Consider the following 15,731-nt stretch of genomic DNA (forward strand, 5'->3'; position numbering starts at 1 on the left):
CGAAGATCACGCGCCCGGCATGGTTTCCTTGAACTTGCCGTACGCCATGAGCTTTTCGAAGCGGCGTTCGCGCAAGTCGGGCACGCTCATGCCCTGGAACTGGCGCAGCGAATCGGCCAGACCACGACGCAGCAGCGCCGCCATGCCCTTCGGATCGCGATGCGCGCCGCCCAGCGGCTCGTTGATGATCTTGTCGATCAACCCCAGCGCCTTCAGCCGATGCGCGGTGAGGCCGAGCGCTTCCGCCGCTTCCGGCGCCTTCGCCGCGCTCTTCCACAGAATGGACGCGCAGCCTTCCGGCGAGATGACCGAATACGTGGAGAACTGCAGCATCATGACCGTGTCGGCCACCGCGACCGCGAGCGCGCCGCCCGAACCGCCTTCACCGATGATCGTGGTGATGATCGGCGTCTTCAGTTCCGCCATGACATACAGATTGTGGCCGATGGCCTCCGACTGCCCGCGCTCTTCCGCGCCGATGCCCGGATAGGCGCCCGGCGTATCGACAAAGGTGAAAATGGGCAGCGAAAACTTCTCGGCGGTACGCATCAAACGCTCGGCCTTGCGATACCCTTCCGGGCGCGGCATGCCGAAGTTGCGCAGTGCGCGCTCTTTCGTGTCGCGCCCTTTCTGATGACCGATCACCATGCACGCCTGCCCGTTGAAACGCGCAAAGCCGCCGACGATCGCGAGGTCGTCCGCGTAGGAACGGTCGCCGTGCAGTTCGTGGAAGTCGGTGAAAAGTTCGTTGACGTAGTCGAGCGTGTAGGGACGCTGCGGATGACGCGCGATCTGCGACACCTGCCAGGGCGACAGGTTGGCGTAGAGGTCTTTCGTGAGCTGTTGGCTCTTTTTCGAAAGCCGGTCGATTTCTTCCGAAATATCGACAGCGGAATCGTCCTGAACGAAGCGGAGTTCTTCGATCTTCGCTTCGAGTTCAGCGATCGGCTGCTCGAAATCCAGAAACGTGGTCTTCATGTGTTCGAGTCCTAGAACAACGGGCAGGGCGTATTTTAACCGCGTCCGTCCCTGATAAATGCGCGCGGGAACTATCGATTATAAATCAACGATAGTTCCGCAATTGTCTTGCAACGTTCAGTGGTCCGCGGGAATGGGATTGAGGCTGCGCCACATGTACCACGTGGCGACCGTGCGCCACGGCTCCCAGTTCGCCGCGACTTCGCGCGCTTCGCTTCGTGTGACGGGTTCGCCGCTGAAGTAATTGACGCTGATGGCCTGAATGAGACCAAGGTCGTCGAGCGGAAGCACGTCCGGGCGCGAGAGATTGAAGATGAGGAACATCTCCGCCGTCCATCGTCCGATGCCGCGAATCTGCGTGAGTTCGGCGATCACGGTTTCGTCGTCCATCGACGCCCAGGTATCCACATGCAACGCGCCGTTCTCGAAGTGCTGCGCGAGATCGAGGATGTACTCGGCCTTGCGCTTCGATAGTCCGCACGCCTGCAACTTCTCGTGACCGAGCTTGATGAAATGCGCCGGATGCACTTCCGGACACGCGCCCTTCACGCGCTCCCAAATGGCTTGCGCGGCCTTGGTCGAAATCTGCTGGCCGGCCACGGAACGCGCGAGCGTGGAGAACGGATCGCCGAGATTGACGAGATGAATCTCGCCGAACTTGGGGATCAGTTTCTTGAGGATGCGATCGCGCCGCATGAGGTCCGCGCACGCGCGATCCCAATAGTCGGGCCGCGCGACTTCACGCGTGAGGCCGCCGATCTGCACCGGCACCGTGGCATCGGCCGTGACCACGCGCGACTTGCGCACGATCTCGCCCTGCTTCGAATCGGGCACGAGCTTGTGCGCGCTCACGCCATCGGCGGCGACCGCGCGGCCATTGCCTTTTTGCGGCGCGGCCTCGGCCTCTTGCGTCAGCGAGGCAGGCGCGGCCTCGCCGTTCAGCTTCGCGCCTGCGCTGCGTTTGACCGTTGCCTTGCGTGCCGTCGTCGTTGTGTCATCGGAATTTTGCGTGCTCGCCTTCGTGGGCGCGCCGCGCGTTTTCTTCGATGCGGGCGACGCGTTGCTTCGTGCAGACGCGAGTCGTTTGACCGGCGTCTTCCTGGCCGTTGCCATCGTGCCTCCTGCCTGGTGAGTCGATCAGAGGGTTCGAAGGTCCGCGCTCACACGCGACGCCATTCGGTCGACCCACCCGGTTTGTCTTCAAGCGCAATTCCGGCTTCGAGCAATTCGGCGCGAATCCGGTCTGCTTCGGCGTAGTTCCTTGCCTGCTTCGCGGCGATGCGATCGGCGATTTTGGCTTCGATCTCCTGCGGCGCGAGCCCGGCTTCGGCGCCCGTGCCGCCTGCCTGCTGAAGGAAGGCGCGCGGTTCGCGCTGAAGCAGGCCGAGCACGCCGCCCAGTTGCCTGAGCTGACGCGCGAGCGCGGCATCGCGTGTGCGGTTGACTTCACCCGCAAGATCGAACAACACGGACACGGCCACCGGCGTGTTGAAGTCGTCGTTCATCGCAGCCTCGAAACGCTGCGCGTTCGACTCGTTCCAGTCAAGCTGCTGATTGTCCGGCTCGACATCCTTCAACGCGGTATATAGGCGCGTGAGTCCGTTCCTTGCATCGTCGATATGCACGTCGCTGTAATTCAGCGGCGACCGATAGTGTGCCCGTGCAATAAAGAAGCGCACCACCTCGGCATCAAATTTTTCAAGCACTTCGCGGATGGTGAAGAAGTTGCCGAGCGACTTCGACATCTTCTCACTATCGATCTGCACGAAGCCGTTGTGCATCCAGTAGTTCACGAAGCGCTTGCCCGTCGCGCCCTCGCTTTGCGCGATCTCGTTCTCATGATGCGGGAACTGAAGATCCATGCCGCCGCCGTGAATGTCGAACTGTTCGCCGAGCAAGGTGCAGCCCATGGCCGAACATTCGATATGCCAGCCCGGGCGCCCGCGGCCCCACTTCGAGTCCCAGCCGGAATCTTCCGGCTCGCCGGTTTTGCCTTGCTTCCACAACACGAAATCGAGCGGGTCCTGCTTGGCGTCGTTGGCGGCCACGCGCTCGCCCGCGCGCAAGTCTTCGATGGACTTGCCGGACAATTTGCCGTAGCCCGCGAACTTGCGCACCGCGTAGTTCACGTCGCCGTCCTTGCCTTGATAGGCGTAGCCGTTGGCGTGCAGGGTATCGATCATGCCGAGCATCTGCGGGATGAAGTCGGTCGCGCGCGGCTCGAGGTCCGGGCGCGCGACGCCGAGCGCATCCGCGTCTTCGTGCATGGCGGTGATGAAGCGATGCGTGAGCGCCTTGATCGGCTCGCCGTTCTCTACCGCACGCCGGATGATCTTGTCGTCGATGTCCGTGATGTTGCGGACATACGTGACCTTGTAGCCGATCGCGCGCAGCCACCGCTGCACGATATCGAACACGACCATCACGCGGGCATGACCGATGTGACAGTAGTCGTACACGGTCATTCCGCAGACATACATCTTCACTTCGCCATCGCGAAGGGGCGTGAAGGTTTGCTTCTCACGTGCAAGCGTGTTGTAGATGCGCAGCGAATTCATAGAAGACAGTGCGTGGTCCGGAACCAACCGTGTGTGGAGTTGCGCGACGCGCCGATGCGGACAGGAACGGTGATGCTCACACGCGCCCGCGGTACGACGGTCAGACGACCCAAGACGGAGACGGCCACGAGTGGCGATAAGAAGATCCGGCGTTGGCTTCGAGCTCCGAGGCTCGTGCGCGAAACGTGCGGACCTTTTGTTAGAATGGGTCGGAGTATAACACTCGGACCTCTGCCCATGAAACCTCAAGGCCGCCGCGCGACGGGTCTCGTCAGCCGGTCTGCGAGCCATGCAAGAGGCTTGCCCGAGCATCATGCCGCGCACGTTCGAAGAGGCGAAAAAAGCCCCATGCATGCCGCATGTTTCAGTTCGGATCTCATTTCGAATATCAGGCAGCATCGTTCATTGATTTCATTCCACGTGATCCACCAAGACGCTCACGACAAGGTGCGCATGCCTCTGCAAATGTCCTGCCCGAAGTCTCGCCCGAAGACGCCCCGCGCCACGCGCAAGTTCGCCGTGTCGGCGTTCGTCATAGCGATGCTCGGCGTAGCCGCGAGTCTCGGCGCCGCCCTGCCCGCGCACGCGCAAACGTCCACGGCCACGTTCGATGGCACGCCGCAGATCGATGCGTCCATCGCCGACAAGAACTGGGCGACCGCGCTCAAACAACTCGATGCGCGTATCGCGAGCAATCCGCGCGATGTGCAGGCGAAGTTCAAGCGCGCCGTCGTGCTCGCACGCATGAACCGCGACGACGACGCCATCACCGCGTTCACCGAACTCACGCAGGCCTATCCCGAACTACCCGAGCCGTACAACAATCTCGCCGCGCTGTACGCGAAGAAAGGCCGTTACGAAGATGCGCGCGCCGCGCTCGAAACGGCCACCAAGGCGAACCCCGGCTACGCGCTCGCGTATGACAATCTCGGCGATCTGTATCTGCGGCTCGCGAGCGAATCGTACAAACGCGCGCAGTCGCTCGGCTCGACCAGTCCGCTCACGCGGCAACGCGTCGGCGATATCGCGAAGATCATCACGCCGCCGCCGGTCAATCGCAAGTTCGCGGGCGCGGCGTCGGGCACGAACGCGGCTGCCATACCGCGTGCTGCATCGGACGAATGGGCTCCTACACGTAACACCGGTAACACCGGCAACATGCCCTCGCCCGATACGTTCTCGCCGTTCGGCGGATCGAACGGTTCGCTGCCCACCACGCCCTATACCGCGCCCGCCACGCAGCAGCCGTGACGTTTAGCGCTGACTCTTTGCATTCATCACCCGAGGATCGATCCTTCATGAAATTGCTGATGTTGGCGCTGTCCGGCGCCGCCCTGATCGCGGCCGCGCCCGCCTTTGCGCAACCGCAGACGCCGTCGGCGCAGGCGCATCCGATCGTGCTGATCAAGACGTCGCAAGGCGACATCAAGGTCGAGCTGTATCCGGAGAAAGCGCCGAAGACCGTCGAGAACTTTCTCGGCTATGTGAAGTCCGGACAGTACAGCGGCACGATTTTTCATCGCGTGATTCCGGGCTTCATGATTCAGGGCGGCGGCTATAACACGAGCTTCGCCGAGAAGCCCACGCGCGCGCCCATTCCGCTCGAAAGCCGCAGCGGCCTGAAGAACGTCACGGGCACGCTCGCGATGGCGCGCACGGGCGACCCGGATTCCGCCACGGCCCAGTTCTTCATCAATACGGTCGATAATGCGGGTCTCGACTATCCGAGCCCGGATGGCAACGGTTACGCCGTGTTCGGCAAGGTCGTGTCCGGCATGGATGTCGTGAAGAAGATCGAAGGAAGCCCGACCACCACGCGCGGACCCATGCAGGACGTGCCGCAGAAGCCGCCGGTCATCGAATCGGCGACTGTGGTGCAGCAGTAAAACCCGAATTACCGGACGGCGCAGCGCTCGTCACTCATCGCGCCGTCATCAACACACGGAGAAAACATCATGGTCGAACTGCATACGAATCACGGCATCATCAAGATCGAACTGGACGCCGAGAAGGCACCGAAGTCGGTTGAAAACTTCCTCAACTACGTGAAGAAAGGTCACTACGACAACACGGTGTTCCACCGCGTGATCGACGGCTTCATGATTCAGGGCGGCGGCTTCGAGCCGGGCATGACGCAAAAGCCCACCGACAAGCCGATCCAGAACGAGGCCAACAACGGCCTGTCGAACGAGAACGGCACGGTTGCGATGGCGCGCACGAACGACCCGCATTCGGCCACGGCGCAGTTCTTCATCAACGTGAAGGACAACGACTTCCTGAACCATTCGTCGCCGACGCCGCAAGGCTGGGGCTACACGGTGTTCGGCCGTGTCGTCGAAGGCATGGACGTGGTCGAGAAGATCAAGAAGGTCCGCACCGGCTCGAAGGGTTTTCATCAGGACGTGCCGGTGGATGACGTCGTGATCGAAAAGGCCGTGGAAGTCTAAGCGGCACGCATGATCGAAACGAACACGTTCGGTCGTGAAACGGCGGGCAGCGCACATGACGCGCGCCCGCTGTTTTTTCTTGCCGACCTGCATTTGAGCGAAGCCATTCCGAAGACGGTCGCGGCCTTCGAGCATTTCATCGACGTGACGGCGAACGAGGCGGACTCCGTTTTCATCCTCGGCGATCTGTTCGAATTCTGGATCGGCGACGACATGCTCGATCCGTCCGTGACGGACCCGCGCGCGGAATTCGCGCGGCGCATGACGAAGCGGCTGCACACGCTGAGCGAACGCGGCATCGCGCTGTATGTGATGCGCGGAAATCGCGACTTTCTGCTCGGCAAGCGCTTCATGAGAGAAGCCGGCGCGATGTCGCTGCCCGATCCGTACATCGTGACCGCGTATGGAAAACGCGTGATCGTCGCGCACGGCGATGCGTTGTGTACGGCGGACCGTGGCTACCAATATTTCCGGCGATTCGCGCGCAATCGCGTGGCGCAGCGCTTGTTTCTATCGTTGCCGCTGAAGACACGGCTGGGCATCGGCCAGCGCATGCGCAGCAATAGCCAGGGCGCGCGCACTTACGGCATGTCGGCAAAATACGATGTCACGCGCAAGGCCGTGTCGCAGCTATTCATCGATAGCCGCACCGATACGATGATCCACGGGCATACGCATCGCCCGGCCATGCATCATGAAGTGGAAGGCACGCGTTGGGTGCTGCCGGACTGGGAACTGGATCACGCGGAAACGCGCGGCGGTTATCTGCGTATAGATGAAAACGGCATGCACGCGCTGCCGCTCTGAATCAACGCGTGGCGGATTCCTCGCGCTTGCCGTCCATCGACGAACACAGCCGTTTCAGATCGACGAGCGACGCGCCATCGATGCCGTTCATCGCTTCCACGCGCGCGCCGATGCGTTCCAACGCCGCCACGATGTCATCGATCCGCTGCGTCTGCGTGGACGCGTGATCGATCAAACCGTGAATGGCGAGCGACACCGGATCGTCCGCATTCGGCGTGATGCCGTAGGCACAGAAACCATCGCGCGTTTGCTCTTTAGGCTTCGCGACTGCTGGCATAACAATGCGCGCCGGATTGCCCACGGCCGTGCCACCCGCCGGAACGGGCTTGACCACCACCGCGTTCGAACCGATCTTCGCTTCCGCCCCGACGACGAACCCGCCCAGCACCTTCGCACCCGCGCCGACGATCACGCCGCGTTCCAGCGTCGGATGCCGTTTCGCCCCGCGCGCAAGCGATGTACCGCCAAGCGTCACGCCCTGATAGATCGTGCAGTCGTCGCCGACTTCAGCCGTCTCGCCGATCACCACGCCCATGCCGTGATCGATAAACACGCGCCGTCCGAGCGTCGCGCCCGGATGAATCTCGATGCCGGTGAGAAAGCGCGCCATCTGAGAAACGAAGCGCGCAAGCCAGCGCCACTGCGCAAGCCAGCACGCATGCGCGAACCGGTGCATGACGATGGCATGCAGACCCGGATAACACGTCACGACTTCCCATGCGCTGCGGGCGGCGGGATCGCGCTCGCGGATGGCGGCGATGTCTTCGCGGAGTCGGTCGAACATGTCGTTATCTCGGTGGGGAAAGTGCGGCGCTGTCCTTATCACGGAATGCGCAATGCTTATGCGCTGCGATTGTAGGACGCGCGCGCCAAGTCCGCCGAGATGCCCACGTTGGCCGCGCGGTCAGTCCTTCTTGCTTTTCAGCAGCGCGTGCTTCGCGATGCCGCGCAGGATATTCACTTCTTCATGCTCCAACCCCGACCGTGCGAACAAACTTCGGATGCGCGACATGAGTTTCTTCGGATTATCGGGATCGAGAAATTCCAGCGCGACGAGCGCTTCCTGAAGATGCGCGTACATGCCTTCGATTTCATCGCTCGAAGCATGCTCCACCGTTTCCACCAGCGTGAGTTCGGACGCGGGCGCCTGAAACGCGAGGCGCAATTCGTAGGCGAGCACCTGAACCGCCTGCGCGAGATTGAGCGAGCTATACGCCGGATTGGCGGGAATATGCGCGAGCGCGCTGCATCGTTCGACATCGGCATTGGACAGACCGGTGCGCTCGTTGCCGAACACGAGTGCGATGTCACCGTGCCGCACGAATTCGTGCGCGCGTTCGGCGAGCGCGCGCGGCGGCATCTGCGGCGGGCCGTATTCGCGCATGCGTGCGGTCAGCGCGACCGACCAGCGCACGCCGACGAGCGAATCGGCGAGCGTGTCCACGACATGGGCGCCTGCGAGCACATCGTCCGCGCCCGAGGCCATCGCGATGGCTTCCGGTTCATTCTTCACATCGGCGATGCGCGGGGCCACCAGCACGAGCCGCGCGAAACCCATGGTCTTGAGCGCACGCGCCGCCGCACCGACGTTGCCGGGATGGCTCGGCTCGACGAGGATGAAACGCGTGGACGTGAAGCCGCCTGCGGGGGCGGCGAGAAAGTCGGTGGATTCCAAGGCGCGATCGGTGCTCAGTGATTAACGCGCTATGTTATCGCGCTTTGCGTGGCATTCCGTGTGATGAGCGGGCTAAGAGGCATCGAGTTCGGTTAAAATAGCGCCTTCGCGTAGCCGGTTTTCAGCCGATGCATGCGCCCCGCTCTTATCCAATTCGTCTTTCGTCGACATTCGTCGTTGTCGCTCAACTTTTCCGTCCGCGCGCGCTTTCAAAGCCCGTCGACGGCTCAAAGGATCACGCTCATGCATCCGATGCTCAATATCGCTGTCAAGGCCGCCCGCCGCGCCGGACAGATCATCAACCGCGCGTCGCTGGACCTGGACCGCATCGAGGTCAGCAAGAAACAGCACAACGACTTCGTGACGGAAGTCGATAAAGCGTCCGAAGCCGCCATCATCGAGACGCTCACCGCCGCTTATCCCGATCACTCCATCCTCGCCGAAGAATCCGGCGCGACGGACCGCAACTCGGAATATCAGTGGATCATCGATCCGCTCGACGGCACTACCAACTTCATCCACGGTTTCCAGTATTACTGCGTCGCCATTGCGCTCGCGCACAAGGGCGTGGTGCAGCAGGCCGTCGTCTACGATCCGACCCGCAACGACCTGTTCACCGCCTCGCGCGGACGCGGCGCTTATCTGAACGAACGGCGCATCCGCGTGGGCAAGCTGGACCGTCTGTCGGATGCGCTGATCGGCACCGGCTTCCCTTTCCGCGATGGACAAGGCCTGAACGGCTACATGCGTTTGTTCAGCGAAATGACACTGTCGTGCGCGGGGCTGCGCCGTCCGGGCGCGGCGGCGCTCGATCTGGCGAACGTCGCGGCGGGACGGCTCGACGGTTTCTTCGAGCAAGGCATTCATCCGTGGGATGTGGCGGCGGGCAGCCTGATCGTGACCGAAGCGGGCGGGCTGGTCGGCAATTACACGGGCGAATCGGATTTCCTGTTTCAAAACGAGATCGTCGCGGCGAATCCGAAGGTCTACGCGCAACTCATCAAGATTCTCGATCCGCATTCGCGCACGCGTCTGACGGGCGAGTAAGCGCTTGATCGAGGACGCGCAACGCATCCTCGATTTATTCCGGTCCGCGTTCGTCCTGCACCGAACGCGGCGCTCCGCTACAGTGCAGTCTTTCGCCCAGCTTTCCCGTTCCAAAAGGATGCGCCGCCGGAACCTTGTCCGGCGTGCCGCGCCATTGCCGGCTCCGTCATGAAAAAAGGCTTTTACACGATCATCGCCGCGCAGTTCGTTTCATCGCTGGCGGATAACGCGCTGCTCATTGCCGCCATCGCCATGCTTGCCGTGGTGCATTCCGCGCCGTGGGTGACGCCGCTGTTGCAGATCTTCTTCACGATTTCGTATGTCGTGCTCGCGCCCTTCGTCGGCGCATTCGCCGATGCCATGCAGAAACGCCACGTCATGTTCGTCTCGAACGCGCTCAAGGCAGGCGGCTGCGCGCTGATGATCGCGGGCGTGCATCCGATGATCGCGTATGGCGTGGTCGGCCTTGGTGCGGCGGCCTATTCGCCCGCGAAGTACGGCATCCTGACTGAATTGCTGCCGCCGCAAAAGCTGATCGCCGCGAACGCGTGGCTCGAATCGGCGACGGTCGGCTCGACGATTCTCGGCACGGTGATCGGCGGCGCGCTCGTGAGTCAGGTCGTCGGGCAATGGATCGGGCAGGCGCATATTCCGTTCGTGCAGACGGCCGCGCACGCCGCCTTGTTCACGGTGATGGTGATCTACGCGTCGGCGGCCGTCATCAACGCGTTCATCCCCGATACCGGCGCGCGCTATCCGAACCTGCTCACGCAGCCCACGCGCCTCGTCCACGACTTCTCGCACTGCTTCAAGGTCCTGTGGAAAGACAAGCTCGCGCAGATCGCGCTGTGGGTCACCACGTTGCTGTGGGGCGCGGCGGTCACGCTGCAACTGCTCGTGCTCAAATGGGCGGACGCCAATCTCGGACTGTCGCTCTCGAAGGCGGCGGTCTTGCAGGGCGTGACGGGCGTCGGTATCGCGCTGGGCGCGGCGGCGGCGTCCGCGTGGATCTCGCTGCGGCAATCGCTCAAGGTGCTGCCGGTCGGCGTGCTGATCGGCGCGGTATCGATTGCCATGGCGTTCTACAACAAGGACATGTTTCCGCCGAATGCAGGCGTGCATATCGGGCCGGTTTTCGCCCCCGCGTACATTTTGATGGCCTATCCGCTGATGATCCTGCTCGGCGGACTGTCGGGCTTTTTCATCGTGCCGATGAACGCGATTCTCCAGCATCGCGGCGCGACGCTGCTGTCCGCCGGGCATTCCATCGCCGTGCAGAACTTCAACCAGAACATCGCCGTGCTGGCGATGCTCGGCGCTTACGCGTTGCTGCTGACGAGCAAGGTGCCGGTGGAGTGGATCATCGTGATCTTCGGGCTGTTCGTCTGCGCGTTGATGGCGCTCGCCATGCGCCGTCACGCGCAAAACGAACGAGAGGTCGATTTGGGCGCGCTGGTCGAGGAATGAACCTTGCTTGATGCTGTGTTCCGGGTCGTCCGGCTCTTCGGCATGTTTAAAGAGCCGCGACAGCACAGGATGCAGAACACAGGGAGGCGCTGCCCGATGCGCGGACCGCGATCGCGCGTCAGACGCGCATCCGATGTCCGGCCGGGCGCGCCCCATTCTTTTCGGCACGTCAAATAGAGGAGCAATGAAAATGGGACTGTTCACACGTTCGACGCTCGACAGCAAGATCAATGGCGCGGCCGACATCGGCCAGCGCGCGGTGCGCGGTGCGAGCGACGCGGTCGATACCGCCAGCGATCAACTGCGTAGCCTGCTCGACGATCTCGAAGGCTCGCTGCAAAACGGCCGTGACTTCGATGCGGACAAGTTGCGCAAGGAGCTGCAATCGCGGCTCAAGACCGCGCGCACGCAGATGAACGGCGCGAGCAACGTGATCGCCGGCCGTCTGAACGATGCCGCCGGTTACGCCGATGAATTCGTGCACGACAAGCCGTGGCACACGCTCGGCGCGGTGGCGGGACTCGCCCTGCTGGTCGGCTTTCTGGCTGGCCGTACCTGATGAATTGACTGACGAATTTGCCTGATGTCGTCAGCGCAGGGTCACCTTCCGGTGGCCCTGTTTGCGTTCGAGCCTTTGAAAAAAGTATCGGTCGTAGGCCGGATTGGCCAACTCGTTCCCGTGCGCCCGACAGGTTAAACTCTTGCCCTATCGGATGATTTGCGGCTGGCGCATGGCGCCGGTCCCTTCGCTTCTCACGCACGCAAGATGGGCATTCAAACGGCACTCCCCGACACACCTCCCGACGCGGCCACGCCAGCACTTCCGGCGGACTTTTCACAGCACACGCCGATGATGCAGCAATACCTGCGCATCAAGTCGGAGCATCCGGATACGCTCGTTTTCTATCGCATGGGCGATTTCTACGAGCTCTTCTTCGACGATGCCGAGAAAGCCGCGCGCCTGCTCGATCTCACGCTCACGCAGCGCGGCGCGTCGGGCGGCAATCCCATTCGCATGGCGGGCGTGCCGCATCACGCGTGCGAGCAATATCTCGCGAAACTGGTGAAGCTCGGGGAATCGGTTGCCATTTGCGAACAGATCGGCGATCCGGCCACGGCGAAGGGACCGGTCGAACGCAAGGTCGTGCGCGTGGTCACGCCGGGCACGCTCACGGATGCCGCCCTGCTCTCCGACAAGAACGATGTCTATCTGATGGCGCTGTGCCCCATGCACAACCGTCGCGGCCTCGTGACGAGCGTGGGCCTCGCGTGGCTCAATCTCGCGAGCGGCGCGCTGCGGCTGGCGGAAGTCACGCCCGCGCAAGTCGGCGCGGCGCTCGAACGCATTCGTCCGGCGGAAACGCTGGTCGCGGATTCGATCACGGATATGCAGGCATCGTTCGGTGTGCCGAATCTCAATGCGACGACGCGCGTGCCCGCCTGGCATTTCGATGTCAATTCCGGCACCAAGCGTCTGCGTGAACAACTGGATGTGGCGAGCCTCGATGGCTTCGGCGCGCACACGCTGACCTGTGCGTGCGGCGCGGCGGGCGCGCTGCTGATCTATGCAGCGGCCACGCAAGGCCAGCAATTGCGCCACGTGCGCAGTCTCAAGGTCGAGTACGAATCGGAGTACATCGGGCTCGATCCGGCCACGCGCCGTAACCTCGAACTCACGGAAACGCTGCGCGGCACGGAATCGCCCACGCTGTTTTCATTGCTCGATACGTGTTGCACGACGATGGGCAGCCGCCTGCTGCGGCATTGGCTGCATCATCCGCCGCGCGATGCATCGATTGCGCAAGGGCGTCAGCAGGCCATCGGCGCGCTGCTCGACGCAGGCACGGCAAGCGGTCTCGATGCCTTGCGCACCACGCTGCGCGGGATCTCGGACATCGAGCGCATCACCGGGCGGCTGGCGTTGTTGTCCGCGCGTCCACGCGATCTTTCCAGCCTGCGCGATACCTTCGCCGCATTGCCCGAACTGCGCACGCGTGTTCAGGCCATGTCCTCGCACGCCGCCGCGCTGACTCGCATCGATGCCGCGCTCGAACCGCCCGCTGAGTGTCTCGATCTGTTGACGCAGGCCATTGCGCCCGAACCCGCCGCGCTGATCCGCGATAGCGGCGTGATCGCGCGCGGCTACGATTCCGACCTCGACGAACTGCGCGATATTTCGGAGAACTGCGATCAGTTCCTCATCGATCTGGAAACGCGCGAGCGCACGCGCACCGGCATCGCGAATTTGCGGGTCGAGTACAACAAGGTGCATGGCTTTTATATCGAAGTCACGCGCGGTCAGACGGACAAGGTGCCGGACGATTATCGCCGCCGTCAGACGCTCAAGAACGCCGAGCGTTACATCACGCCCGAACTGAAGACGTTCGAGGACAAGGCGCTGTCCGCGCAGGAACGCGCGCTCGCGCGTGAGCGTGCGCTGTACGACGCGCTGCTGCAAAGTTTGTTGCCGTTCATCGCGGATTGTCAGCGGGTGGCGAGTGCGCTGGCGGAACTCGATCTGCTGGGCGCGTTTGCCGAACGGGCGCGGGCGCTCGATTGGGTCGCGCCAGAATTCACCGCCGATGCGGGCATCGATATCGAGCATGGACGGCATCCGGTGGTCGAGGCGCAGGTCGAGCAGTTCATCGCCAACGATTGTTGTCTGAGTCAGGATCGCAAACTGTTGTTGATTACCGGTCCGAACATGGGCGGTAAATCGACCTTCATGCGGCAGACCGCGCTCATCGCGTTGATGGCGTATGTCGGGAGTTATGTGCCTGCGAAGCGTGCGCGCTTCGGCGCGCTGGATCGCATTTTCACGCGCATCGGCGCGGCGGATGATCTCGCGGGCGGGCGTTCGACGTTCATGGTCGAGATGACCGAAGCCGCCGCCATTCTCAACGATGCAAGCGCCTCCAGCCTTGTGCTGATGGATGAGATCGGGCGCGGCACCTCGACGTTCGATGGTCTCGCGCTGGCCTGGGCCATCGCGCGGCATCTGCTCTCGCATAACGGCTGCTACACGCTGTTCGCCACGCACTACTTCGAACTCACGCAATTGCCCGCCGAATTCGCGCAGGCGGCGAACGTGCACCTGTCGGCGGTCGAGCACGATCATGGCATCGTGTTTCTGCATGCGGTCAACGAAGGCCCGGCCAATCAAAGCTACGGGCTTCAGGTCGCGCAACTCGCGGGCGTGCCGAACGCGGTCATCCGCGCGGCGCGCAAGCATCTCGCGCATCTGGAGCAGCAATCGATCGGTCAGGCGAGCGCGCAGTTCGATCTGTTCGCGAGCCCCGCGTACAGCACGGACGATGTGGACAACGACACGCCTGTCGTTGAAACGCCGCATCCCGCGCTGGACAAACTGCGTGCGCTCGATCCGAACGATCTTCGTCCCCGCGAAGCGCTCGATCTGCTCTACGAACTACATGAACTGGCGAAACCGGCGCCGGATGCCTCGCGTTGAGCGCATCGTCGCCGCGTTCGCGCGCTGGGCGCGCTGTGCGCTATTGACGCTCGCGTGTGCGCACGTCGCGCCCGCGTTCGCTCAGGGCGATGCCCCGCTGCGCTTCGCCGTCATCGCCAACGCACTCACGCGCCCCGCCGACGAAGCGCCCGTGCGTCAGATGCTCGATGCCATCGCGCGCGATCGTGATATCTCGTTCATCGTCTACGACGGCAATCTCAAGGGCGTGAACGAGCCGTGCCGCGATAGCGTGTATCAGTCGCGTCACGATCTGCTCGATGCATCGCGCCTGCCGCTCATTCTGTTGCCGGGTCAGCGCGACTGGGCCGATTGCAGCCTCGCGCATGCGGGCGGTTACGATCCCGTCGAACGGCTCGATTTCGTGCGTCAGCTCTTTTTCGCGGATGCCAATTCGCTCGGTCAAAGCCCGCTGCAACTCGCGCGCGAAAGCGATGTCGCGCGCTTCAGGACATTCCGCGAATTCGTGCGCTGGCAGCAGAACGGCGTGGCGTTCATCGGACTGAATGCGCCGAGTCCGAACAATCACTATCTGACCGCGGGCGGGCGTAATGGCGAGTTCGAGGATCGCGCGGTGGCCATGTCCTTCTGGCTCGAACACGCGGCGGAAACGGCGCGTCGTTCCGAGATGCGTGCGCTCGTCGTGATCCTTCAGGGCGACCCGGACTTCGCGCGTTACGAACGCCGCGATCGCTTCGCATGGCTGCGTTTCTCGCGTGCGAGCCAACCGCGTGACGGGTTTCTCGAACTTAAGCGCAGTCTCGTGAAGGCGGCCGAAACGTTTCGCGGGCCGGTCATCGTGATTCACAGCACGGAGACGCCAGAGCCGAACGGCTTTCATATCGATCAGCCCTTGCATAACGATCGCGGGCTCACGGTATCGAATCTCACGCGCGTTGCCATTTCATTGCGCAAACCGCAATCGCAATGGCTCGATGTGCAGAGCGATGCCGCGTGGCATCCGCCATTTCGCCTGCGCGTGCGCAACGTAAGCGACGTGCGCCGCCGCGATGCATCCGATTATCAGGAGCAGATTCCGGCACAGTCGAACGCGCCGCCTGCTTACCTTGCGCCGTCATCGACGCCACCGGCGCAGCCACGCAGCGAGCCGCAGGACGCCACGCCGTTGCCACCGCCCGCGGAGCCCGAAGCGGCCTCGGAACCGCCGCCGCCGATGCTCAATCCGCCGACCACGCTTCCGCCGATCTATCCCCTGCCCGCATCCGGCGCGAAAACCGGCAACCCATGAAAAAAGCGCAGCCGAA

The 15,731-nt window shown here is 62.9% G+C and carries 14 protein-coding genes; 9 read left to right on the forward strand and 5 right to left on the reverse strand.

Annotated features, from left to right (window positions below; genetic code table 11):
* Window positions 1-6: 6 nt before the first annotated feature.
* From ACZCWR_RS13075 to cysS, 3 genes are all read right to left on the reverse strand, one after another.
* On the reverse strand, window positions 7-978 hold the full coding sequence (locus tag ACZCWR_RS13075) for an acetyl-CoA carboxylase carboxyltransferase subunit alpha (protein ID WP_487301166.1): 972 nt from the start codon (window positions 976-978) through the stop codon (window positions 7-9).
* 117 nt (window positions 979-1,095) lie between these two features.
* Complete coding sequence (locus tag ACZCWR_RS13080; protein ID WP_487301167.1) at window positions 1,096-2,091, reverse strand: DNA-3-methyladenine glycosylase family protein; 996 nt, start codon at window positions 2,089-2,091, stop codon at window positions 1,096-1,098.
* A 47-nt stretch (window positions 2,092-2,138) separates the two neighbouring features.
* Window positions 2,139-3,536, reverse strand: a complete 1,398-nt coding sequence (gene cysS, locus ACZCWR_RS13085; RefSeq protein WP_487301168.1) for a cysteine--tRNA ligase — start codon at window positions 3,534-3,536, stop codon at window positions 2,139-2,141.
* 540 nt (window positions 3,537-4,076) lie between these two features.
* Between cysS and ACZCWR_RS13090 the strand changes: the two genes are divergently transcribed.
* From ACZCWR_RS13090 to ACZCWR_RS13105, 4 genes are all read left to right on the forward strand, one after another.
* Entirely contained in the window at window positions 4,077-4,787 is a 711-nt protein-coding gene (locus ACZCWR_RS13090) for a tetratricopeptide repeat protein (RefSeq protein WP_487303323.1), read from the forward strand.
* A 47-nt stretch (window positions 4,788-4,834) separates the two neighbouring features.
* Window positions 4,835-5,422, forward strand: a complete 588-nt coding sequence (locus ACZCWR_RS13095) for a peptidylprolyl isomerase (protein ID WP_487301169.1) — start codon at window positions 4,835-4,837, stop codon at window positions 5,420-5,422.
* Between the two features lie 69 nt (window positions 5,423-5,491).
* Window positions 5,492-5,983 (forward strand): peptidylprolyl isomerase, encoded by a 492-nt coding sequence (locus ACZCWR_RS13100; RefSeq protein WP_487301170.1) that lies wholly within the window; start codon window positions 5,492-5,494, stop codon window positions 5,981-5,983.
* Between the two features lie 9 nt (window positions 5,984-5,992).
* Window positions 5,993-6,790, forward strand: a complete 798-nt coding sequence (locus ACZCWR_RS13105; RefSeq protein ID WP_487301171.1) for a UDP-2,3-diacylglucosamine diphosphatase — start codon at window positions 5,993-5,995, stop codon at window positions 6,788-6,790.
* Window position 6,791: 1 nt separating this feature from the next.
* On the opposite strand, the gene cysE is transcribed toward ACZCWR_RS13105, so the two are convergent.
* The gene (gene cysE, locus ACZCWR_RS13110; protein ID WP_487301172.1) at window positions 6,792-7,574 is read right to left on the reverse strand and encodes a serine O-acetyltransferase; all 783 of its coding nucleotides are present in this window, start codon (window positions 7,572-7,574) and stop codon (window positions 6,792-6,794) included.
* 120 nt (window positions 7,575-7,694) lie between these two features.
* Complete coding sequence (locus ACZCWR_RS13115) at window positions 7,695-8,465, reverse strand: RNA methyltransferase (RefSeq protein ID WP_487301173.1); 771 nt, start codon at window positions 8,463-8,465, stop codon at window positions 7,695-7,697.
* A gap of 243 nt (window positions 8,466-8,708) precedes the next feature.
* On the opposite strand from ACZCWR_RS13115, the gene ACZCWR_RS13120 reads away from it, so the two are divergent.
* The 5 genes from ACZCWR_RS13120 (at window position 8,709) to ACZCWR_RS13140 (ending at window position 15,715) form a co-directional block, all read left to right on the forward strand.
* Window positions 8,709-9,512 (forward strand): inositol monophosphatase family protein, encoded by an 804-nt coding sequence (locus ACZCWR_RS13120; RefSeq protein ID WP_487301174.1) that lies wholly within the window; start codon window positions 8,709-8,711, stop codon window positions 9,510-9,512.
* A 168-nt stretch (window positions 9,513-9,680) separates the two neighbouring features.
* Window positions 9,681-10,979, forward strand: a complete 1,299-nt coding sequence (gene lplT / locus ACZCWR_RS13125; protein ID WP_487301175.1) for a lysophospholipid transporter LplT — start codon at window positions 9,681-9,683, stop codon at window positions 10,977-10,979.
* Window positions 10,980-11,169: 190 nt separating this feature from the next.
* Window positions 11,170-11,538 (forward strand): ElaB/YgaM/YqjD family protein, encoded by a 369-nt coding sequence (locus ACZCWR_RS13130; protein ID WP_487301176.1) that lies wholly within the window; start codon window positions 11,170-11,172, stop codon window positions 11,536-11,538.
* A gap of 207 nt (window positions 11,539-11,745) precedes the next feature.
* Window positions 11,746-14,448 (forward strand): DNA mismatch repair protein MutS, encoded by a 2,703-nt coding sequence (mutS, locus tag ACZCWR_RS13135; protein ID WP_487301177.1) that lies wholly within the window; start codon window positions 11,746-11,748, stop codon window positions 14,446-14,448.
* Complete coding sequence (locus ACZCWR_RS13140; RefSeq protein WP_487301178.1) at window positions 14,435-15,715, forward strand: hypothetical protein; 1,281 nt, start codon at window positions 14,435-14,437, stop codon at window positions 15,713-15,715. Before mutS ends, ACZCWR_RS13140 begins: the two co-directional genes overlap by 14 nt.
* Window positions 15,716-15,731: the final 16 nt, after the last annotated feature.

The sequence above is a fragment of the Caballeronia sp. A2-2 genome (assembly GCF_057612605.2).

Bases quoted from the DNA above. Each gene is read 5' to 3' on its own strand.
- cysS (WP_487301168.1), bottom strand. From the start codon at position 3,536: ATGAATTCGCTGCGCATCTACAACACGCTTGCACGTGAGAAGCAAACC.
- ACZCWR_RS13080 (WP_487301167.1), bottom strand. From the start codon at position 2,091: ATGGCAACGGCCAGGAAGACGCCGGTCAAACGACTCGCGTCTGCACGA.
- lplT (WP_487301175.1), top strand. From the start codon at position 9,681: ATGAAAAAAGGCTTTTACACGATCATCGCCGCGCAGTTCGTTTCATCG.
- ACZCWR_RS13095 (WP_487301169.1), top strand. From the start codon at position 4,835: ATGAAATTGCTGATGTTGGCGCTGTCCGGCGCCGCCCTGATCGCGGCC.
- ACZCWR_RS13075 (WP_487301166.1), bottom strand. From the start codon at position 978: ATGAAGACCACGTTTCTGGATTTCGAGCAGCCGATCGCTGAACTCGAA.
- cysE (WP_487301172.1), bottom strand. From the start codon at position 7,574: ATGTTCGACCGACTCCGCGAAGACATCGCCGCCATCCGCGAGCGCGAT.
- ACZCWR_RS13105 (WP_487301171.1), top strand. From the start codon at position 5,993: ATGATCGAAACGAACACGTTCGGTCGTGAAACGGCGGGCAGCGCACAT.
- ACZCWR_RS13140 (WP_487301178.1), top strand. From the start codon at position 14,435: ATGCCTCGCGTTGAGCGCATCGTCGCCGCGTTCGCGCGCTGGGCGCGC.
- ACZCWR_RS13130 (WP_487301176.1), top strand. From the start codon at position 11,170: ATGGGACTGTTCACACGTTCGACGCTCGACAGCAAGATCAATGGCGCG.
- ACZCWR_RS13120 (WP_487301174.1), top strand. From the start codon at position 8,709: ATGCATCCGATGCTCAATATCGCTGTCAAGGCCGCCCGCCGCGCCGGA.
- ACZCWR_RS13100 (WP_487301170.1), top strand. From the start codon at position 5,492: ATGGTCGAACTGCATACGAATCACGGCATCATCAAGATCGAACTGGAC.
- mutS (WP_487301177.1), top strand. From the start codon at position 11,746: ATGGGCATTCAAACGGCACTCCCCGACACACCTCCCGACGCGGCCACG.
- ACZCWR_RS13090 (WP_487303323.1), top strand. From the start codon at position 4,077: ATGCTCGGCGTAGCCGCGAGTCTCGGCGCCGCCCTGCCCGCGCACGCG.